The organism is Rhodocaloribacter litoris (assembly GCF_011682235.2).
GTDB lineage: Bacteria > Bacteroidota > Rhodothermia > Rhodothermales > ISCAR-4553 > Rhodocaloribacter > Rhodocaloribacter litoris.
Genome location: NZ_CP076718.1, coordinates 1,599,089 through 1,618,968 on the forward strand (window position 1 = coordinate 1,599,089; position 19,880 = coordinate 1,618,968).

Here is a 19,880-nt window from a genome sequence, read left to right on the forward strand (position 1 = left end):
GGATCGCCGGGTTTCCACTTCAATCGCGCACGTCGAAGGCCAGCGAGCGCGCGACCGACTGGCCGGTGACCTCGTCGGTGACGCGGACGTGGACCTCGAAACGGCCCGGACCGCTGAGTTCGTTCAGGTCGAGGAAGACCGTCTCGCGGGCGGTGCGGTCGTCGCCGGTGTACGACGTGGTCGTGACGGTGCGGCGCTCGACGGTCTGCTTGCGGAGGCGGAGCAGCCCGCCCTCGTGCTCCTCCCGGGTCACCTCGTAGGCGACGGTGTAGTGCGTCCGGTCGTCCGGGCCATAGGCGAGGTGGTAGACCTCGAAGTAGAGGCCCAGGCGGACGTCCGGGGTGATGGCCGTATGTGGGAAGGGGTCGGCCTGGTCGAGCGGCTGCGTGTCGTCGCGCAGGCGGAGGGGCTTGAGGTCGCTCATCTCCAGGCGGCCGGGGTCGGCGTCGAGCGGCGTGAGGCCTTCGAGGCGGTAGGCGCCCGTGCGGAAGCGCGGCCCCCGGGCCACCTCCGCGCCGGCGGCGGCCCAGTAGGCGTCCCAGGCCAGGGCCACGTGCGCCGTCCCGGCGAGCCGATCTACGACGTACGTGCGTACGGGCAGCACACCGTCCGCCTCCGCACCCGGATCGTGGATCATCATCAGACTGCTGTCTCGGGCCAGGGTCCGGTAGTCGGGTGCCTGCCGGAGGGCATTCATCTGAAGGAGCACGCGGTCCGAGGGGGTGAAGCCCGCCTTCCGGAGCCGCCGGGCCGTCCCCTCCGTCGGCAGCAGGTCGGCCGTGCGGAGCGTCCAGTAGACCTCGGCGCGGGTGGTGCCGTCCGGCTCGAGGAACCGGGCCCAGCGGAGGTCGACGGGGAGCAAATCCACCCCCTCGAGCACGTTCGAGTAGGCACGCGGCACCCGCTCTTCGCGCGTGCGGATGGCATGCCGGTCCTCGGCCCGGCCCCGCGAGAGCATCGAGAAGATCGTGGCGCGCGGCGCCGGCGGGACGGCGCGGTACATGTTCGGCAGGACGCCCATCCGCCCGGCGATGGCGTAATCCTCGAGCAACCCGACGTAGTTCTCGATCTGTTCGTAGAGGGAGCCGTAATGCCCCTTCGGGTGGTAGAGGGCCAGCATCCGGTAGATGTCCATCATGGAGGTGATGTACCGGAGACTGCTGCGCTGCCCGCTGACCGAGGGCGGCACGAGGTCGGTGGGCGTGGCGAGTGCGTACGGCTTGCCGCGCTCGCGGGCGAAGAGGTACTGCGCGGCGTCGTCGATGTGGTCGTAGACCCAGAACTCCCCTTCGGGATAGAAGGGCACGAGGGGGTCGGAGAGCTGCGGCCGGAGGGGTTCGTTCTGGTCGATCTGCACACGCACCCGCCGCGTCGGCGGGCCGAGGCGGATGTAGATGCGGGCGCGGTCGTCGAAGCCCAGGGGGGCGAGGGGGTGGCGGTAGGCGTCGAGGGCGAACGTGACGCGCTCCAGGTGCTCGTAGAGGCGCTCGTTCGCGGGCGTGGCGGGCAGCAGGTCCACGCTGCGCCACCAGGCTGCGAGGCGGCTTCCGGCCCCCGGCGGCAGCCCGCGCGTGAGCACGGCGTCCAGGCTGTCGAGGCCCGTCGCGGCGCGGACGTCGTCGGGGAGGATGAAGGCAAGCGGGGCGAGGTGGCGTACCCGGACGGGGCGCAGCGCCTCGCCGGCCACGCCGTCGAGGTGGTCGAGCAGGGCGAGGTAGGCGGTGGCTGCCTCGGGGTAGTGGAGTGAGTCCCGGCGGGTAAACACGTCCCATACGAGCGCGTCGGCCAGACGCAGATCTACACGGCCTTCGGCAGCCAGCGCCTCGGCTCCCCGCCCCCACACGGCGACGGCGCTGTCCGGCCGGTCCGCATCGGCATAGGCGCGCCCGAGCCAGTAGGCCACCGTGCCCGCTTCGGCCATGCCGGCGGCCGGGTCGGCGTCAAACGCCGGGCGCAGCACCGCCAGGGCACGGACGGGGTCGCCAGCCTCCACAGCCGCCCGCCCCGCCGCCAGCGCCTCGGCGACCGGCTGCCCCTGGGCCACCGCGCCGGCCGGAGCCAGCAGCCCCAGCCCCGCCATCACCATCATAGCCCATCGAGCCGCCCGCATGACACCCTGTCCGGTTATGCTTCCATCGAACCCAGAAGGGTACCGGGCAGCCGGGCATAAGGTTCTGTGGTTCCTCGTTTTGCCCCGGCGCCCGGATCCCGCCGCCGGGCTGGCGGGTAGGAACGCTTGACGGCTTTCCTACCGGTTTCGCCCCTCCGTCCAGCTTCTCTGCACGATGCAGACGCCAGACACAACCAGCGTGAATCACGCTCGTGATGACCTGGTCCGCCAGATCGTGGCGCTGGTGCACCCGCTCCGGATCTACGTGTTTGGTTCCGCCGCCCGTGGACAGACCCACACCGGCAGCGACATCGACTTCCTGGTCGTCATGCCCGAAGGTACGCCCCGCCGCCGGACGGCCCAGTATCTGTACGAGCATCTCACCGGCCACGGCGTCCCCTTTGATGTGCTGGTCACCACGCCCGGGCACCTGCGCCGGTATGCCGACCACCCCGGGTTGATCTATCGCACCATCCTCCGCGAGGGGCACGAGGTGTATGCCGCCTGAGTCCCCCACACCCGGTAGCCCGGCCGACTGGCTTCGTCGTGCCCGGAGCGACCTGACCCTGGCCCGTCTTTCTCCCCCGGATGGCGTGCTGCGCGAAGACCTGTGCTTCCATGCTCAACAGGCGGCCGAAAAAGCCCTGAAGGCCCTGTGGGTGGCCCTGGAACAACCCGTGCCCCGCACCCACAACCTCAAGACATTGCTCGAAGGCTCAACGCCCCGCCTTGCGATACCCGACCCCGGTCCGGCGCGCTGCCTCGCTGACGGTCTATGCCGTCCTGACCCGCTATCCCGCCGACCTCGAACCCGTCACACCGGATGAGCACCGGGACGCCGTCGAGCGGGCCGAGGCGGTGGTGCGATGGGTGGAAACGACGCTGGCCTCCCCCGCATGACGCTCACTCCAGCGGCAGGCGAAAAATACGGCGAACATAGACGTGCGCCGGCCCCTCGAACGAGATGGCGAGGGCCGTGTCGCCGTTCGGGGCAGGCGTCACCGTCACGCCCTCGACCGGGCCGATGCGGTGGGGCGTACGGGCGTGGAGCGTGTACGTGCGCCCCCCGCGCCCCTCGACGACGAGCTCGAGCCGCCCCGGTGCCCCCTCCGGCTTCATGGCCCGGGACCGGAGGATCCGCAGGCCCTCGTTCCGCGCCCCCTCGGCCGGGATCGGGCGGTGGACGTACACGTCCGTGCCGGGCGTGTGGGTATAGACCACCTCCACCCGCGCCGGCGGGCTCGTCACCCGCACCCGGGCCCGCTGCACGTCGCCCGGCCCGTAGACCGCCTCATAGTTCGCCGGCCCGTCGTTCACCCGCACCTCCGCGAACGTCACGTCCATCGGGAAGGCCGGCGCCAGCTCCAGCGTCGCCGCGCCCGTCCCGGCGGTGCGCTCGACGACCAGGCGCGTCTCGCCGGCCGTACGCCGCATCGTGACCGTGTAGACGCCGTCTCCGGCGCGGACGCCCGTGAGCGTGAAGCCGTCCCAGTCCGCCGGCACCTGTGGGGCGAGGCGGAGGGTGCGCCCCGCGTCCCGGGCCTCCACGCCGAAGAGACCGCGCACGGCGGGCGTGATGACCATCGCCTCGGACCATACCTGGTGGTGCGACGACCGGCCGAACGCCGTGTTGAAGTCGCCCGAGAGCAGTTCGGTCACGTAGCCGAGGGCATCCTGGTACGTCAGCAGGGCGGTGGCCATCAGGGCCTGGTGGCCGACGTGGGGACGGTCGTACCGGTAGGCCGCCATCGAGGCCCAGCCGGTGAAGAGGGGCCAGACCGAGCCGTTGTGGTACGAGAGGGGGTCGTAGAGGTCGCTCGTGGCAGCGAGGATGCGGGTGCCCCAGTCGGTGGCCAGGGCGCCGGCCCCCAGGTGGTCGATGCTCGCCTGCGCCCGCTCGGCGTCGAGCACGCCCCACCACATCGGCACGGCGGGCAGGACGGTGTCCTCGTCGTACATGGCCTCGGCGCGCTCGGGCGTGGTGGCGCCCGGCGTGCGTGTGGCGAAGGCATAGTGGCCCGCCTCTTCGAGCCAGTAGTGTTCCTCGGTGGCCCGGCGGGTGCGCTCGGCGGCGGCGCGGGCCTCGGCGGCGATGTCCGTCTCGCCCAGCGCCTCGGCCAGCTCCGCCAGGCTCCGGGCCGCCTCGATCCACAGCCCCTGCATGTAGATCTCCTCGTGCGCCGGGTACAGCTCGCCCCCCTCCACCCAGCCGTGCCCGAACCGGGTATTCTCCACCAGCCCGTTGCCGTCCGTGTCCGTGGCGGCCGTGAAAGCGTAGGCCTTCTTCAGCGCCTCCCAGTTGGCCCGGAGGTAGTCCACATCCCCCGTGGCGCGGAAATGGTCGGCGTGGGCGATGATGAACAGGGGCGTCGCGTCGGCGCTGTTCCAGGGGTAAGAATAGTCCTCGAACCAGTCGAGCAGGGCGGCGCTCTGCGAGATCTCGTGCGGGATCTTGCCGTCGTCCCGCTGGAACTGCTTGAGGAAGTCGAGGGCGGTGCGGGCGGCCTCGACGTCGCCGTAGGCCAGCAGGGCGAAGGTGGTCCAGAGCGCGTCGCGGCCGAAGAACCAGGCGAAGCCGGGCCGTTCGCTGTTGCCGGCGGTGCGGAAGCCGGCCACGAAGCCGGTGCCCAGGTAGGGGTTCGTCGCCAGCCCCTTGTCCGTGCCGATCTTCGCCCAGGCAAAGGCCTCGTCGAGCCGGTCGTCCGGCGTGTCGATCTGCACGGTGCGGTCGAGCAGGTCGCGGTAGTAGCGGACCGTTTCGGCGTACCGCTCCGGCACGTGGTCGCGGAGGCGTTCGTAGGTGGCACGGGCCGCCTCGATCCCCTCCACGCTGCCGGCCACCACCACCGGGATCAGGTAGTCGCGGCCCATCTCCGGCGTCACCTCGAAGACCAGCCGGTTGGGCACGTCGCGCGGCTCCTCCTGGTAAGGCATGATCGACACGTCGCGGCCGACGGGCGCCCCGAGCACCCCGGCGAAGCGCCCGGTCTCCTCCACGATGCCGTAATAGCCGCCGGCCTCGTCCCAGAAGATGTTGCCCGTCATCAGCCCGGCGGGCCACATCAGGCGCAGGTCCGGGCGGAAGGAGACGGTGACGGTGAGCGGGCGGACGGTATCCACATCGAGCAGCATCACCACGCCCATCTCGTCGACCGGGGCGAAGAGGATCTGGCGGACGGTGAAGGCGGCGTGCGTGTACGTGAGGATCGTCGCCTCGGGCCTCACGTCGATGTGGGTGACGGTCTCGGTGCCGGCAAACGAGCCGGGGTAGTCTGCGATCTGGAAGAACAGCTCGACGTCTGATACGAGCTTGAGCGGGTAGGCCCACACCTCGAAGGGGCGGTTCTCGTAGCCGAAGACGGCGGCGCGGCGGCCGAGCACGTCGAAGAAGGCGCCGTTCTGGACGGGCCGTTCGAGGCGGAGGCCGCTCTCGGGCAGGGCGAAGCGGGGCACGAGGCCCGCCTGGGCACGGGCCTGCGGCGCCGCCGGGACGGCCAGGAGGAGGACGAACAGCAGGGGGGTAATCGTTTTCATACGCCGGGCACGAGGTGTCGAAGGTGAAACGAGAGGGGGCATCGCAACCACGCGCCTCCTCCGGAGAGAGGCGCCCTGCAATATGAAACGCCGAAGGGTGAGTTTCAAGGCAACGGCCGGCCCGCACGATACGGCCCCCTGCCCCTCACCGGTTTCCCACTCTGACCCTTTTGCCCGCAAAAAGAAAACGGGCGGTCCTTGCACGGGCTCGTTTTCGACCGGAGGCGCGGTGTTCCGGCTTGCATTTTTGATCTGTAAGCGCTTACCATGGCGCGATCCCAGGCCGTCTCCGGCTCCCCCGTCAACAAGCCTCGTCTGCGATGCCCGTCTTCGAACTGACCTGGATCGACCTGTTGATGGTCCTGCTCTACGTCGTCTTCATCGTGTGGGTCGGCTTTTACGTGGCCCGCAAGACCGAAACCACGGACGACTACTTCCTCGCCGGCCGCTCGCTGGTGTGGTGGCTCATCGGCTTCTCGCTCTTTGCCTCGAACGTCTCATCGAGCACGCTGGTGGGGCTTTCGTCGAGCGCGTTCAGCAGCGGCATCGCCGTCTACAACTACGAGTGGATGGCGGCGCTGGTGCTCATCTTCTTCGTCGTCTTCTTTCTGCCCTTCTACCTGAAGACGCAGGTCTACACGATGCCCGAGTTTCTGGAGCGGCGCTACGACGCCCGGTCGCGGTACTACTTCTCGGCGCTGCTCATCTTCATGAACATCGTCATCGACACGGCGGCGGCCCTGTATGCGGGGGCGCTGGTGGTGCAGATCATCTACCCTGCCATCCCGCTATGGCAATCGGTGGTCGTGCTCGGGGTGCTGGCGGGCCTCTACACGGTGGCGGGCGGCCTGAAAGCCGTCGTCTACACGGATGCCGTGCAGGCTGTGCTCCTGATCTTCGGCGCGTGCCTGGTGTCGTTCCTGGCTTTCGAGCAGGTGGGCTCCTGGGACGCCGTCACGGCCGTGGTGCCCGAGGCGGACCTGAGCGTCGTCCTCCCGGCCGACCACCCGGTGATGCCCTGGCCCGGTCTGGTCACGGGCGTCTTCCTCCTCGGCTTCTATTTCTGGGGGACGAACCAGTTCATGGTGCAGCGCACCCTCGGCGCGAAGGACCTCAACCACGGCCGATGGGGCGCCCTCTTCGCCGGCCTGCTGAAGCTGCCCATCATCTTCATCATGGTCCTCCCCGGCATCTTTGCCCGGCTCATCTATACCCCCGAGGCACGCCCCGAGATCGCCGCCCGCCTAGCCGAGAACGCCGACCTTCTTTTCCCCACCCTGATGTTCGACCTGCTGCCCGTGGGCATCCGGGGGCTGGTCATCACGGCCCTCATCGCCGCCATCATGTCCAGCGTCGACTCCACGCTCAACTCGGCCTCGACGCTCGTCACGATGGACTTCGTCAAGAAGCTCCGGCCCGACGCCTCGAACCACACGCTGGTCGTCGTCGGGCGCGTGGTGACCTTCACCTTCATGACGCTGGCGATCCTGTGGGCCCCGCAGATCCTGCGCTTCCAGGACCTGTGGACGTATCTCCAGCAGATGCTTGCCTACCTGGCCCCGCCGGTGCTGGCGTGCTTCCTGGTGGGCGTCTTCTGGAAACGGGCCAACCGGCACAGCGCCTTCGCCGGCCTGATCGTGGGGCACCTGGCCGCCGCCGCCATCTTCGCGCTGGCGCTGATGGACAAGCTCATCGTGCAGACCGGCCCGCTCGGCCCCCAGGAAGCCACCCTGGCCGCCGCCGGCGTCCCCGTCCTGCACTTCCTCTACCTGGCCCCGCTGCTGCTGGTCATCAGCGCCGTCACGATGGTGATCGTGAGCCTGACCGGCGAGGAGCCCGACCCGCAGGTGGTACGCGAACTGACGTGGTCGCCGGCCTTCTTCCGCGAGGAGTCGAAAGAGCTGGCCCACCTGCCCTGGTACAAGAACTACCGCTACCAGGTCGTCGGGATGCTCGGCCTCATCGCCCTGTTCGTCGGGATGTTCTGGTGAGGCCAGGAACCGATCGGTTCACGATCCGGGTGGCACGTTTCCGGTTCCAGGTTGGTGCCCCCTGATGCGAGGTAGAACCTGGAACGTGCAACCTGAAACCCCTGGCGAACGCCTATGCCTCCGGTCGGCATCTCAAAGAAACGATGGGAGGGTGCGGACGACCACGCGGCGTTGCTGGTGGCGGCCATGCGACGGCGCCACAAGAAGGCGCTGGCGGCGGAGCCGGAGCTGGCGGAACGCCTCGAACGGTACGTACCCGACTTCTGGGCGGCGTATGCGAGCGTCTATGGCACCGCGCACGCCCGCGCCGCCGAGGCCCTGCGGCTGCTCGACGCGGCCCTCGCCGGGTGGTGGGCACGCCCCGAACCCCTCCGCCGCCTCGACCGTGAGCGCGCGGCCCGGCCCGACTGGTACCAGCGGCCCGACCTCGTCGGCCTCTCGCTCTATGTGGACCTCTTTGCCGGCACCCTCGACGGGGTACGCCGGAAGCTGCCCTACCTGAAAGAGCTGGGCGTCAATTACCTCCACCTGATGCCGCTGCTCGCGACGCGGGAGGGCCCCAACGACGGCGGCTATGCCGTGGCCGACTACCGCCGCGTCGACCCGCGTCTGGGCACCATGGATGACCTCCGTGCCCTGGCCGAGGCCCTCCACGCCGACGGGATGCTCCTGGCCATCGACTTCGTGATGAACCACACCGCCCGCGAGCACCCGTGGGCACAGCGCGCGCTGGCCGGCGACCCGGACTATCAGGCCTACTACCTGATGTTCGACGACCGCACCCTGCCCGACGTCTACGAACGCACCCTCCCCGAAGTCTTCCCCGACTTCGCCCCGGGCAACTTCACCTTCGTCCCGGAGGTCGGCAAATGGGTGTGGACCTCGTTCTACGACTTCCAGTGGGACCTCGACTACCGCAACCCCGCTGTCTTCGCCGCCATGTTCGAGGAGATGCTGTTCCTCTTCCAGACCGGCGCGGACGTGCTCCGGCTCGATGCCGTCCCGTTCCTCTGGAAGGAACAGGGCACGGACTGCCGCAACCTGCCGGGGGCCCATGCCCTGCTGCGGGCCTACCGCGCCCTCATGCGGATCGCCGCGCCGGGGGTGCTGTTCAAGGCCGAGGCCATCGTCGCCCCGGACGAGATCATCCGCTACCTGGGCACGGGCGGCTATGAGGGGAAGGAATGCGAGCTGGCCTATAACGCCACGCTCATGTGCCACCTCTGGCACGCCCTGGCCTCCGAAAACACGCAGCTCCTGCGCACGGCCCTGACGGCCCTGCCCCCTACCCCCGAGACAGCCGTCTGGCTCAACTACATCCGCTGCCACGACGACATCGGCTGGGGGCTCGACGACGAGGACTGCGCCGCCGTGGGGCAGGACGGCCCCGCCACCCGGCGGTTCTGCAGCGACTTCTACGCCGGGCGCCTGCCCGGCAGCTATGCCGAGGGCTACCGCTTCCAGCTGGACCGCCGCACCGGCGAGGCCCGCACCTCCGGGACGGCCGCCGCCCTGACCGGTTTGCAGAAGGCGCTCGTAGAGGCCGGCCCGGAGGCCATCGAGGCCGCGCTGGGCCGCCTGCTGCTGCTCCACAGCCTCACCTTTACCATGCGCGGCGCCCCCCTGCTCTACGGCGGCGACGAGATCGGCCAGCTCAACGACTTCTCGTACCTCGACGACCCGCTCAAGGCCCGGGACAACCGCTGGGTCCATCGCCCGCCGATGGACTGGCAACGGGCGGCGATGCGGCACACGCCGGGCACCGTACCCCACCGCCTCTTCCATGCCCTCAAGCGCTTCGCCGCCGTCCGCAAAACCCTCCGCCCGCTCCACGGCCGGGCCGAAGAACACGTCTTCTTCTCCGAGAACGACCGGCTGTTCGTCGTCGAACGAGCCTTCGAAGGCGAGCGGCTGCTGGTCGTCGCCAATTTCGCCGGGCGGCCCGAGCGGCTGCGCCTGGGGGAGTTGCCGGCTCCCTGGCATCAGGCCGTCCTCCGGGACGTGCTGGCGGAGGAGATCCTGCTTTTCACCTCGGGCGACCTGGTGCTGCCCCCCTACGGCTTCCGGTGGCTGGTGCCGGCTCCGGAGACCCGCCCCGGTCCTCCCGTCGAGACGACGCTGCGCGTGCACGTGGAGACGTTCTGGGGGGAGACGGTGCACGTCTTCGGCACCCCGGAAGCCCTCGGCAGCGGGGATCCCCGGCAGGCCCTCCCCCTCGACGCCGCTGACTACCCCTGGTGGACCGCCACCGTGGTCCTGCCGGCCGGCACCTGCTTCACCTTCCGGTGGATCAAAAAACGCGGCCCGCACCTGGTCGCACGGTCCGAAAAAACGTACTGGATGAAGGCCGGCGAAAACCGGATCTTTGAGGTTTGAACCGGACGTCGCACGTTGCACGTTTGACGTTACACGTTGCCCTTTTTACGTCACTTCGAGATTAGATTATGACGCCGATGCTGCACGCGGACGGTGTTGTTAAGCCTGACGCTGTAGCCGCCCCCTTCACGGGTGCGCTCTGCCAGACGCCGGCATACCCGGGCTGAAGCCCGCGGCTACCTTCCGTCCCAGCGCCCGTTGTTGTCCCTCCGTCCACACGGCTTTACCGAACTTCGAGCGTAGATTATGACGCCCATTCAGCCTGATGCTGTAGCCGCCCCCTTCACGGGTGCGCTCTGCCAGACGCCGGCATACCCGGGCTGAAGCCCGCGGCTACATACCGCTCGTCTCCACACCCAAAACAGCAACCCATCCGAAACGGTTCATGTCCCAGTCCTGGAAAGTGCGTATCTCGCTGGCGTTGAACTTCTTCGTCTTCGCCATCCTGCTGAACACGGTCGGCATCGTCATCGCCCGGGTCATCGAGAGCTACGGGGTCGACGAGGCGGCGGCGGCGAGCCTGGAAGCGTTCAAGGACCTCTCCATTGCGGTGGCTTCCTTTCTGCTGGCCGCCTACATCCCCCGCTTCGGCTACCGGCGGTCGATGCTGGCGGGGCTGCTGGCCGTGACGCTGGCCTGCATGCTGGTAGCCCTGGTGAGCGGTTTCTGGGTGACGCCCGTGCTCTACATGGCCATCGGCGTCAGCTTCGCCCTGATGAAAGGCGCCGTCTACGCCACCGTGGGCCTGATCACGAAGAACCAGCGGGATCACACGAGCCTGATGAACGTGCTGGAGGGAATCTTTCAGGTGGGAGCCCTCACCGGCCCGCTCTTCTTTTCCCTGGTGATCGGGCTGGACTTCTCCTGGAACCAGACCTACTGGCTCATCGCCATCGTGAGCGCGCTGGCGTTCCTGCTGCTGCTCGCCACCCCGCTCGACGAAAGCGAGGTGGCCTCGCATCCGGAACAGGCCGGCATCCTGGAGATGCTCAAGCTGCTGCGCCTGCCGATGGTGTGGGTGTTCGTCCTCTGTGCCTGGCTCTACGTGATGATCGAGCAGAGCTTCGGCACGTGGCTGCCCACCTTCCACGAGCGCATCTTCGGCCTCGCCCCCGCCATCGCCGCCGGGCTGTTGAGCGTCTATGCCGGCTCGATCGCCTTCAGCCGTTTTCTGATGGGCTATCTCTCGAAGCGCCTGCCCTGGCTGCCCACCCAGCTCGCCCTGCTCGCCGGCGCGTTCGTGCTCACCCTGAGCATCCTGCTGGTCACCGCCAGCTGGCAGCCCGGCACCATTACGGCCTGGCGCCAGATCCCCCCGCTGGCCCTCGCCTTCTCGGTGATGGGCTTCTTCATCGGCCCCATCTACCCGACGATCATCTCCATCATCCTGAGCAAGCTGGAGAAACCCCGCCACGCCGCCATGACGGGCCTGATCATCATCTTCTCCGCCCTCGGCGGCACCACCGGCTCGTTCATCGTGGGCTTCATCTCGCGCAGCTTCAGCACCCACGACGCCTTCTATTACCCCCTGATCCCGATCACCCTCCTGGGCCTGCTCCTGATCCCCTACAAACGCCTGACCGACCGCGCCGCCACCCTCACCTGACCGTTTTTCGTTTCTCGTTTCACGTTGCATGTTCGGCAGACTCGACGGAGTCCCCCGACCTTTTGTTTATTGCCACGAAGACACGAAGTCACAAAGAGATGGTGGGTGCACGTCTCCCAGAACGTGCAACATGAAACACGCAACCTGAAACCCGAAAGTACGATGCGCCTGCACCTCCCCGTCGAAGACACGTTCCGTCGCCTGCTCGCGCAGGAGGACACGGACGGCGACCGGCAGATCACCGTCAAGGACACCGGGCCGAAGCGGTTCGTCATCGAGGGGGAGACGCCCTACGTGGTGGAGGGCACGTACGCGCTGTCGAACCTGCTGCAGGAGCTGGCGCTGGCGCGGGAGGCGGGCCGGGCCACGCTTGCGCTCGACGCCGAACGGCTCCACGAGAACCCCGTCCACCGCATCTCCCGCATGATCCGCGAGCTGTTCTGGGACGGGCTGACGCGCACCGTCGACGCCGAGGGGCTGGCCCGCACGGCCATCGATACGAAGGGCGAGGGCGCCGACCTCGACCGCCGCGCCCGCGTCTACGTGCCGGCCACCGACCCCGTGGCGCAGGACTACTTCGCCGGCGTGGCGCGGGAGCGGCCCGGGCTGGGGCTGGAGGTCATCACCCTGCCCGAACAGATCACGCCCGAGTACGTCCTGGGCCTCAACGAGCGGCCCGGCATCCTGAGCCTGAAGCTCGTCCGCGGCGACGACGGGCGGCTGCGCGGGCTGCCGTTCGTGGTGCCGGGCGGGCGCTTCAACGAGCTCTACGGGTGGGACAGCTACTTCGAGGCCCTGGGCCTGCTCCACGACGGGCGCGTCGACCTGGCACAGGCGATGGTCGAGCACTTCCTCTACGAGATCACCCATTACGGGCAGATCCTGAACGCCAACCGGAGCTATTACCTGACCCGTTCGCAGCCGCCGTTCCTGACGGCCATGGGGTGGGCCGTCTACGAGCACCTGCCCGCCGGCCCCGCCCGCGACGCCTGGCTCCGTGACGTGATGACGACGGCCCTCCGCGAGTACGAGACCGTGTGGACCGCCCCGCCCAAGCTGACCGAGACGGGCCTGAGCCGCTACTACGGGCGCGGCATCGGGATGCCGCCCGAGACGGAGGAGGGCCACTTCGACGCCGTGCTCCGCCCCTACGCCGAGGCCGCCGGCATGGAGCTGCGGGCCTTTGCCCGTGCCGTCCGCCGCCGCGAGATCGTCGTCCCCGAGCTCGATGCCTACTTCGTCCACGACCGGGCGCTGCGCGAGTCCGGCCACGACAACAGCTACCGCCTCGAAGGGCGCGCCGCCCACCTCTGCACCGTCGACCTGAACGCCCTCCTCTACCGCTATGAGGTGGACCTCGCCCGCGCCATCGAGGAGGTCTTCGGCGGGCGGCTGGTGACGCCGGACGGCCGCACGCACACACCGGACGCCTGGCGGGCCCGCGCCGCGGAGCGCCGGGAGCGGCTCAACGCCCTCTGCTGGGACGCCGGCCGCGGCTTCTTCTTCGACTACGACTTCGTGGAAGGGCGGCAGACCGGCTTCGAGAGCGCCACCACGTTCTACCCGCTGTGGGCGGGACTGGCGAGCGAGACCCAGGCCGAGGCGCTGGTCGCCCGCGCCCTGCCGCTGCTGGAGGCGCCCGGCGGGCTCGTCTCGACGACCGAAGCCTCGCGCGGGCCCGTCTCCGACGAGCGCCCGCAACGGCAGTGGGACTACCCCTTCGGCTGGCCACCCCACCAGATCCTCGCCTGGCACGGCCTCCTCCGCTACGGCTACGCCGACGAGGCCCGCCGTCTGGCCTACCGGTGGCTCCACATGATCACGCGCAACGCCGCCGACTACAACGGCACCATCCCCGAGAAGTACGACGTCGTCCGCCGCACGCACGACGTGTTCGTCGAATACGGCAACGTGGGCACCGAGTTCGACTACATCACCCGCGAGGGCTTCGGCTGGATGAACGCCTCGTACCAGCTCGGCCTGGACCTGCTGACGCCCCGCCTGCGCGAGGCGCTCGAAGCCGGCACGCCGGTGGAGCACCTGTTCGGCTAAGCTTTGTGCGGTGCATACTCGCCGGCATAGACCGGTGGGTCCGTATCGGCAGGCCGTGCTCCGTTAGCGTTCCGGCGGCGGGCCCGGAGCGCGTCCAGGCTGTACCGGCCGGGTCCGATGAAGAGCAGGCTGAAGAAGAGCACGGCGCCCTTGAGAGCGTGTGCGGCGCCGCCCCAGCCGTCGCCCCGGCCCAGATGAAAAGCCACGGCGACGGACATCGTACCCAGGAGCCACAGGCACGCCGGGCGGAAGAACAGGCCCAGTGCCAGCAACAGCCCGCCCACCGTCTCGGCACAGGCGGCCAGGAAGCCCCAGAACACGAAGCCGAACTCGATACCCAGGTGGCTCACGGCCTGCCCGACCTGCGCCCAGCGCTCCGGTCCACCGACGAGCTTTCCCCAGCCGTGCAGGGTGATATAGGTCAACCCGATGCCGACGCGTAGCACCAGCAGGCCCAGGTCGATCAGGCGGCCTTTTCCGGAAGCATCCACGATGTCGTCGATCCGTTTTTAGCGTTGGAGAAAGTCGAGCACCGCCTCCGCGAACGCCTCCGGGGCATCGGCGTGGACCCAGTGTCCCGCCTCCGGGATCGTCACCAGTTCGGCCCGGGGAAACAGGCGGCGGATCGCCGGCAGGTCATCCTCCGCGATATACGGCGAGTCTTCGCCGCGGACGAAAAGCACCGGCCCGTCGAACGTTCCCGTCGCCTCGACGGGAACGTTGATCTTGTCGTAGTTCCGGTAGAGCGCCTCCAGGTTAGGCAGCCAGGTGTAACCGCCCTGGCCGTCCGGCCGGAGGTTCTTGAGCAGAAACTGGCGAATGGGGAGGGAGGGCACCCGCAGCGCCAGGGCCGCATCCACCTCCGCCCGGGAGCGGTAGGCGCTCAGGTCGAGGTCACGCAGGGCGTCCAGGATGTCGAGCTGCCAGGGCGGATAGGCCTTCGGCGCCATGTCCACGACGACGAGGCGGTCGACGCGGTCCGGGTACGTGAGGGCGAACTGCATGGCCGTCTTGCCTCCCATCGAATGCCCCAGCACGTGGGCCCGGTCGAGGCCGTGCCGGTCCATGAAGCCGGCCAGGTCGGCGGCCATCGACGGGTAGTCGTGCACCGGATCGTGCGGCGAGCGACCGTGGTTGCGCTGGTCGAGGGCATAGACGTGAAAGTGCTTGCCGAAGGCGCGGCTGGAGAGGGTGTGCCAGTTACCTCCCGAGCCGAGCAGCCCGTGCAGGATGAGCAACGGTGGCCCTTCGCCATACTCCTTGTAGAACAGCTCCATGGAGGGCGTGGATGGCTAAACGAAACCGTACGTACAACGGCCGGCGGCCCCGGGGGTTCGTCCGGCTCGGCCGGGCCCCGGCCTCATCCCTGTGCCGCCTGCGCGCGTAGCAGGTCGCGGATCTCCGCCAGCAGCTTTTCCTCGTTCGACGGGGCCGGCGGGGCGGGGGGCGGGGCAGCCTCCTGTTGCCGCTTCAACCGGTTCATCCCCTTGACAACCACGAACAGCACGACCGCCACGATCAGGAACGAGATCAGCGCATTGATGAAGAGTCCCAGCCCGAGGGCCACCCCGCCCGCCTCACGCACCGCCTCGATGGACTCCATGTTGACCCCGGCCTGTTCCGGCGCCCGGAGCACGATGAACAGGTTGCTGAAGTCCGGAGCAGAGAAAACCGCCGCGATGATCGGCATCAGGATGTCGTCCACGATCGACTTGACGACGACGCCGAAGGCAGCTCCGATGATGATACCCACGGCCATATCGACCATGTTACCTTTGAGTGCAAATTCCTTGAACTCTTTGAGCATGGCCTACCTCCCTGTGAAGTTCTGGATGCGGCTGGACGAGAGGCCACGGCGGGGACCTGGCCGTCGACGTGGCCGACGACAAACTTATCACCTCGGGGCACCCTCCGCAAGCCGGTTCGCCAAAAGCCCGGCAAGGGTGCAAAAACCGCGCAAAGCTCACAAACCCGGGACCGCAAAGCTGTAACTTGCGTCGCCGGGGTCTCGTGTAGCCCGAAAGCGAATCACCGGAACACAGCCTTTGCCCGACATGCTGCGTTTTCTCTGCCCGCTCCTGCTGCTCCTGATCTTTCCCGCCGCTACCATGGCGCAGGGACTCGACCTGACCGCCGGCGGCGTCGGGCTCGGCCTCGGCGACGTGCCGCGGGTCACGGGGATCCGCCTCAACTACCGGGACCGCCATCTGGAGCGGGTCAACGGGCTCAACGTCACGCTGTGGTACCCGTACCATCCGGCCGGCGGCACGGTCAACGGCGTGGCGGTCGGCTTGCCGCTGACGGGGGCACGGCGCGTCCACGGCCTCACGCTCGGGCTGGCCGGTGCCAGCGCAGACGAGCGGCTGACCGGCGTCATGGTTGGCGGCATCGGCCTCGGCTCCGGCGAAGACATCACCGGCCTCGGCCTGGCAGCGGCCGTGATCGGCAGCGGGCGCGACATCACGGGGCTCATGGTCGGCGGCTTCGGCGTCGGCAGCGGACGCAACCTGAGCGGCGTCATGGCGGCCTCCTTCGGCGTGGGCGCCGGCGGCAACCTGACCGGACTCTTCGCGGGTGGCTTCGGCGTCGGTGCCGGCGGTGACGTGCAGGGTATCGTCCTGGGCGGCCTCGGCGTGGGCACCGGCGGCAACCTGACGGGCATCGCCCTGGGCGGCCTCGGCGTGGGCACCGGCGGCAACCTGACGGGCATCGCCCTGGGCGGCCTCGGCGTCGGCACCGGCGGCACCCTGCGCGGCCTCGGCGTGGGCGGCCTCGGCGTGGGGGCCTCTCGCGTCGAAGGGGCCCTCGTAGCCGGCGTGGCGGCCGGCGCCGGCGCGATGACGGGCCTGGCCCTGGCCCCCGGCTATTTCAACCTCGGACGCGACGGCCTCTTCCGGGGCCTTGCCGTCAGCGCCTTCAACCACATCCGGGGCGAGCAGCGCGGGCTGACGATCGGGCTGTTCAACTATGCCCGTCGCCTCTACGGCCTCCAGATCGGGCTGCTCAACTATGCCGGCAACAACCCGAAGGGGCTCCGGCTCCTGCCCCTCGTCAACCTGCACTTCGATTAGCCGGCCCCGCGTCGCCACAGGCACCCTTCGAGCGTAAGCCCCGGTCCGAAGGCCACGGCCAGGCCCGTCCGGTAGCCGGCCTCCCCCCGCGCCCGCGCCGCCTCATGCCGGTCGAGAAACCGCTTGAGAACGAAAAAGATGGTGGGCGAGCTCATGTTGCCGTGCAGGCGGAGAACCTCCAGGCTGTCGTGCACGGCCTCGTCGGACAGGCCCAGCACCTCCTGCGCCCGCTCGACGATGGCCCGGCCGCCGGGATGGATCGCCCAGAAGTCGACGTCGCCGGGGGTGAGGCCGTGCCGTCCCAGCAGGGCCTCGACGAAAGCCGGCAACTGCCGCGCCAGCACGTCGGGCACCCGGCTGGAAAGCCCCATGAGGAAACCATTGTCGCCCACGTCCCACGTCATGTCATCCAGCGAATCCCCGTCGAGGAGGCAATGATCGCCGGCATAGGTGAGCCGCCCTCCGGCGTCGGGACGGGCTGCCAGCACCGCCGCCGCCGCTCCATCGGAGAAAAGCGCGTTGATGACGGCACTTTCGAGCGTCTGGCTTGCCTGGAAATGCAGCGTGCAGAGTTCGACGCAGACGACGAGCACGCGGGCCGCCGGATCGCTCCGGCAGAACCCGTGCGCCAGGCGCAACGCGTTGAAGGCGGCATAGCAGCCCATGAAGCCGACGATCACGCGCCGGGTATCCGGGCGCATGCCCAGACGCCGGACCAGCTCGACATCCAGCCCCGGCGCGAAGAAGCCCGTGCAACTGACGGCAACGACGTGCGTCACCGCCTCCGGTGCCAGGCCCGCCTGCCGGAGCACCGCACGGGCCACCTGCTCGGCCAGCGGAACGGCTGCCTCCCGGTATTTCCGGTTCCGTGCCGCCGTCGTCGGCTCGGGGCGGAGCGACCAGTTCGGCGGGAAAAAGGTCCAGTCCGCCGGCTCGCGCACGTAATCCTCCACGCACGAATAGCGGTAGTCGATGCCGGAGCGCGCGTAGAGTTGCGGGATGCGCCGGCGGATACCCTCGGGCTGGCTGTCGACGCGCTGCATGAACGACGCCGCATAGGCCTGCGACCGCCGCAACGGCGGGTTAGCGGTAGCGATGGCTTCGAGCGTCGTCGGCATGGCGTATTACGTTGCGCGTTGCGCGTTTACACGTTCCACGTTGCGTGTTGGCATGTTCCACGTTGCGCGTTGGCATGTTCCACGTTGCGCGTTGGCATGTTCCACGTTGCACCTTGATGTGGAAAAGGGCCTTCGACGCGTCGCATCACATCCGGGCGTTCATACCAACGTGTAACTTTCCAACGTGTACCGTGCAACGCTATTCCCGTTCGGCGGCTTTCGCCTCGTCCCAGTACCGATCCATCTCGGCAAGGCCGGCCTCGGCGAGCGACCGGCCGGTTTCGGCCAGGCGCTGCTCGATGTGCCGGAAACGGCGGACGAACTTGTCGTTGGTGCGGCGGAGGGCGTTCTCCGGGTTGACGCCCACGAAGCGGGCATAGTTGACCAGGGCAAAGAGCAGGTCGCCGAACTCGTCTTCCAGGGTCCCGGGGTCGGTGCCCGCCTCGGCCCGGTTCCGGAACTCGCGGATCTCCTCCTCCACTTTGTCCCAGGCGCCCTCTTTTTCGGGAAAATCGAACCCGACACCGGCCGCTTTCTCCTGGATCCGGTAGGCCCGCAGCAGGGCCGGCAGCCGGCCGGGTACGCCGTCGAGCGTCGAGGTGCGGTCGCCTTCGGTGTTTTTGATCTGTTCCCAGTTGGCCAGCACCTCCTCGACACCGGCAACCTCCACCTCACCGAAGACGTGCGGATGACGGCGGATGAGCTTGGCCGTTTCCGCCTCGATGACGTCCTTCAACGTGAAGCGGCCGTCCTGCTCGGCGATGACGCTGTGGAAGACCACGTGGAGCAGCACGTCGCCCAGCTCTTTCATCAGGGCGTCATGGTTACCGGCGTCGATGGCCTCCACCGTCTCGTATGCTTCCTCGATGAGCAGGTGCTTGACGGATTCGTGGGTCTGCTCCCGGTCCCAGGGGCAGTCCCGGCGCAGCTGGCGTACGACGGCGACGAAGTCCGCATAGGCTTCGAGGGCTGCGGGCGCCTCGGCGAACTGGGGTTCGTAAACTTTCTTTTCAGGCATGGAGCGAGCGGTCTGGGGATAACGTGGGCCGGTGGGTGCGGCACCCTGATCAACCCGCCAGTTAAAAATTTGTTTTTTTCTTCGAGCCCTGTGACGCAGGGTTGACACCCGCCCCGTTTTACCTTAGCGTCGGACCTTCAGCAAGGTGCCCCGCTTGCGGGGACGCTCCTTGATTTTTTGAATCATTACATCTCCTGGTGGATTCGTGTAATGAGGTCGGGAAAGGCCGGGGCGGCGGAGCCGTCGCCGGTGGACTCATGTAGAATCGCCAGGGGCTCATGTAGGACCGGACGCAGGGTGCGTCCTAAAACAGCAGGAGGTGTAATCATGGCACGCGGAGTCAACAAAGTCATCCTCATCGGCAACCTGGGCCAGGACCCCGAACTGCGCTACACGGGCGGCGGCACGGCCGTCTGCAACATGCGCCTGGCCACGAACGAGTCCTACAAGGACGCCGACGGGCAGTGGGTCGAGCGCACCGAGTGGCACAACGTGGTGGCCTGGGGCCGCCTGGCCGAGATCTGCAACGAGTACCTGAAGAAGGGCTCGCAGGTCTACTTCGAGGGTTCGCTCCAGACCCGCTCGTGGGAGGACCGCGACGGCAACACCCGGTACACGACCGAGATCAAGGCACGCGAAATGATGATCCTCGGCAGCCGGGATGCCGGGCCGGAGGCGTTCGAGGGGACGTCCCAGAGCGCGCCCGCCCGTCCCCAGCAGCAGGCCCGCCCGAAACCGCAGACACAGCCCGACGACTACACGTTCGATCCGGACGACGAACTGCCGTTCTGAACGATCCGGACGCCGGGTACGGACGGGCACGCGCCCGCAAAGGCGCCGCTTCCCCCGGGGAGGCGGCGCCTTCTTTCATTGTGAAACGCCCGGCCAACCGGCCGGACCGTCCCGCGGCGCTTGAACTCGCCATCTCCCGGCCGATACCCTCCGATAAAGCACCCGCACCCCCCGCACCGGAATCGTACCACTTCCTGCTCCGACGACGCGCC

Annotated in this window: 15 protein-coding genes and 1 pseudogene; 9 read left to right on the forward strand and 7 right to left on the reverse strand. The window is 68.5% G+C overall.

Features of this window, described 5'->3' with window-relative positions:
- Nucleotides 1-19: 19 nt before the first annotated feature.
- Complete coding sequence (locus tag GQ464_RS06535) at nt 20-2,110, reverse strand: GWxTD domain-containing protein (RefSeq protein ID WP_228350680.1); 2,091 nt, start codon at nt 2,108-2,110, stop codon at nt 20-22.
- Nucleotides 2,111-2,309: 199 nt separating this feature from the next.
- Between GQ464_RS06535 and GQ464_RS06540 the strand changes: the two genes are divergently transcribed.
- The 3 genes and pseudogenes from GQ464_RS06540 (at nt 2,310) to GQ464_RS06550 (ending at nt 3,010) form a co-directional block, all read left to right on the forward strand.
- Nucleotides 2,310-2,618, forward strand: coding sequence for a nucleotidyltransferase domain-containing protein (locus GQ464_RS06540; RefSeq protein ID WP_228350681.1), 309 nt, complete (start codon nt 2,310-2,312; stop codon nt 2,616-2,618).
- Nucleotides 2,608-2,763: pseudogene (locus GQ464_RS19085) on the forward strand (HEPN domain-containing protein); the annotation flags it as partial. The gene GQ464_RS06540 and the pseudogene GQ464_RS19085, both read left to right, overlap by 11 nt.
- A 76-nt stretch (nt 2,764-2,839) precedes the next feature.
- On the forward strand, nt 2,840-3,010 hold the full coding sequence (locus tag GQ464_RS06550) for a HEPN domain-containing protein (RefSeq protein WP_228350793.1): 171 nt from the start codon (nt 2,840-2,842) through the stop codon (nt 3,008-3,010).
- A 3-nt stretch (nt 3,011-3,013) separates the two neighbouring features.
- Here GQ464_RS06550 and GQ464_RS06555 read toward each other — a convergent pair whose 3' ends face one another.
- Complete coding sequence (locus GQ464_RS06555; protein ID WP_166981118.1) at nt 3,014-5,644, reverse strand: amylo-alpha-1,6-glucosidase; 2,631 nt, start codon at nt 5,642-5,644, stop codon at nt 3,014-3,016.
- Nucleotides 5,645-5,964: 320 nt separating this feature from the next.
- On the opposite strand from GQ464_RS06555, the gene GQ464_RS06560 reads away from it, so the two are divergent.
- The 4 genes from GQ464_RS06560 to GQ464_RS06575 all read left to right on the forward strand — a co-directional run bounded on the left by GQ464_RS06560 (nt 5,965) and on the right by GQ464_RS06575 (nt 13,669).
- On the forward strand, nt 5,965-7,635 hold the full coding sequence (locus GQ464_RS06560) for a sodium:solute symporter (RefSeq protein WP_166981116.1): 1,671 nt from the start codon (nt 5,965-5,967) through the stop codon (nt 7,633-7,635).
- 114 nt (nt 7,636-7,749) lie between these two features.
- On the forward strand, nt 7,750-10,011 hold the full coding sequence (locus GQ464_RS06565) for an alpha-amylase family glycosyl hydrolase (protein ID WP_166981114.1): 2,262 nt from the start codon (nt 7,750-7,752) through the stop codon (nt 10,009-10,011).
- Between the two features lie 385 nt (nt 10,012-10,396).
- A complete protein-coding gene (locus GQ464_RS06570) occupies nt 10,397-11,617 on the forward strand; it encodes an MFS transporter (RefSeq protein ID WP_166981112.1) in 1,221 nt (406 codons plus the stop codon).
- A gap of 162 nt (nt 11,618-11,779) precedes the next feature.
- Complete coding sequence (locus GQ464_RS06575; protein ID WP_166981110.1) at nt 11,780-13,669, forward strand: trehalase family glycosidase; 1,890 nt, start codon at nt 11,780-11,782, stop codon at nt 13,667-13,669.
- On the opposite strand, the gene GQ464_RS06580 is transcribed toward GQ464_RS06575, so the two are convergent.
- From GQ464_RS06580 to mscL, 3 genes are all read right to left on the reverse strand, one after another.
- Nucleotides 13,666-14,160 (reverse strand): DoxX family protein, encoded by a 495-nt coding sequence (locus tag GQ464_RS06580; RefSeq protein ID WP_228350682.1) that lies wholly within the window; start codon nt 14,158-14,160, stop codon nt 13,666-13,668. The genes GQ464_RS06575 and GQ464_RS06580 overlap by 4 nt on opposite strands.
- Before the next feature lie 18 nt (nt 14,161-14,178).
- Nucleotides 14,179-14,946, reverse strand: a complete 768-nt coding sequence (locus tag GQ464_RS06585) for an alpha/beta fold hydrolase (RefSeq protein WP_166981108.1) — start codon at nt 14,944-14,946, stop codon at nt 14,179-14,181.
- An 83-nt stretch (nt 14,947-15,029) separates the two neighbouring features.
- Complete coding sequence (gene mscL, locus GQ464_RS06590; RefSeq protein ID WP_166981106.1) at nt 15,030-15,476, reverse strand: large conductance mechanosensitive channel protein MscL; 447 nt, start codon at nt 15,474-15,476, stop codon at nt 15,030-15,032.
- A 247-nt stretch (nt 15,477-15,723) separates the two neighbouring features.
- Here mscL and GQ464_RS06595 point away from each other — a divergent pair, with 247 nt between their 5' ends.
- A complete protein-coding gene (locus GQ464_RS06595) occupies nt 15,724-16,740 on the forward strand; it encodes an LA_2272 family surface repeat-containing protein (RefSeq protein ID WP_228350683.1) in 1,017 nt (338 codons plus the stop codon).
- Here the strand turns inward: GQ464_RS06595 and GQ464_RS06600 are convergent.
- Nucleotides 16,737-17,858, reverse strand: a complete 1,122-nt coding sequence (locus GQ464_RS06600; protein ID WP_166976810.1) for a type III polyketide synthase — start codon at nt 17,856-17,858, stop codon at nt 16,737-16,739. The genes GQ464_RS06595 and GQ464_RS06600 overlap by 4 nt on opposite strands.
- Before the next feature lie 199 nt (nt 17,859-18,057).
- Nucleotides 18,058-18,876 (reverse strand): nucleoside triphosphate pyrophosphohydrolase, encoded by an 819-nt coding sequence (mazG, locus tag GQ464_RS06605; RefSeq protein ID WP_166976811.1) that lies wholly within the window; start codon nt 18,874-18,876, stop codon nt 18,058-18,060.
- A 327-nt stretch (nt 18,877-19,203) separates the two neighbouring features.
- Here mazG and GQ464_RS06610 point away from each other — a divergent pair, with 327 nt between their 5' ends.
- A complete protein-coding gene (locus tag GQ464_RS06610) occupies nt 19,204-19,668 on the forward strand; it encodes a single-stranded DNA-binding protein (protein WP_166976812.1) in 465 nt (154 codons plus the stop codon).
- The last annotated feature ends 212 nt before the right edge of the window (nt 19,669-19,880 follow it).

Bases quoted from the DNA above. Each gene is read 5' to 3' on its own strand.
- GQ464_RS06535 (WP_228350680.1), bottom strand. From the start codon at position 2,110: ATGCGGGCGGCTCGATGGGCTATGATGGTGATGGCGGGGCTGGGGCTG.
- GQ464_RS06555 (WP_166981118.1), bottom strand. From the start codon at position 5,644: ATGAAAACGATTACCCCCCTGCTGTTCGTCCTCCTCCTGGCCGTCCCG.
- GQ464_RS06560 (WP_166981116.1), top strand. From the start codon at position 5,965: ATGCCCGTCTTCGAACTGACCTGGATCGACCTGTTGATGGTCCTGCTC.
- GQ464_RS06565 (WP_166981114.1), top strand. From the start codon at position 7,750: ATGCCTCCGGTCGGCATCTCAAAGAAACGATGGGAGGGTGCGGACGAC.
- GQ464_RS06570 (WP_166981112.1), top strand. From the start codon at position 10,397: ATGTCCCAGTCCTGGAAAGTGCGTATCTCGCTGGCGTTGAACTTCTTC.
- GQ464_RS06575 (WP_166981110.1), top strand. From the start codon at position 11,780: ATGCGCCTGCACCTCCCCGTCGAAGACACGTTCCGTCGCCTGCTCGCG.
- GQ464_RS06585 (WP_166981108.1), bottom strand. From the start codon at position 14,946: ATGGAGCTGTTCTACAAGGAGTATGGCGAAGGGCCACCGTTGCTCATC.
- mscL (WP_166981106.1), bottom strand. From the start codon at position 15,476: ATGCTCAAAGAGTTCAAGGAATTTGCACTCAAAGGTAACATGGTCGAT.
- GQ464_RS06595 (WP_228350683.1), top strand. From the start codon at position 15,724: ATGCTGCGTTTTCTCTGCCCGCTCCTGCTGCTCCTGATCTTTCCCGCC.
- GQ464_RS06600 (WP_166976810.1), bottom strand. From the start codon at position 17,858: ATGCCGACGACGCTCGAAGCCATCGCTACCGCTAACCCGCCGTTGCGG.
- mazG (WP_166976811.1), bottom strand. From the start codon at position 18,876: ATGCCTGAAAAGAAAGTTTACGAACCCCAGTTCGCCGAGGCGCCCGCA.
- GQ464_RS06610 (WP_166976812.1), top strand. From the start codon at position 19,204: ATGGCACGCGGAGTCAACAAAGTCATCCTCATCGGCAACCTGGGCCAG.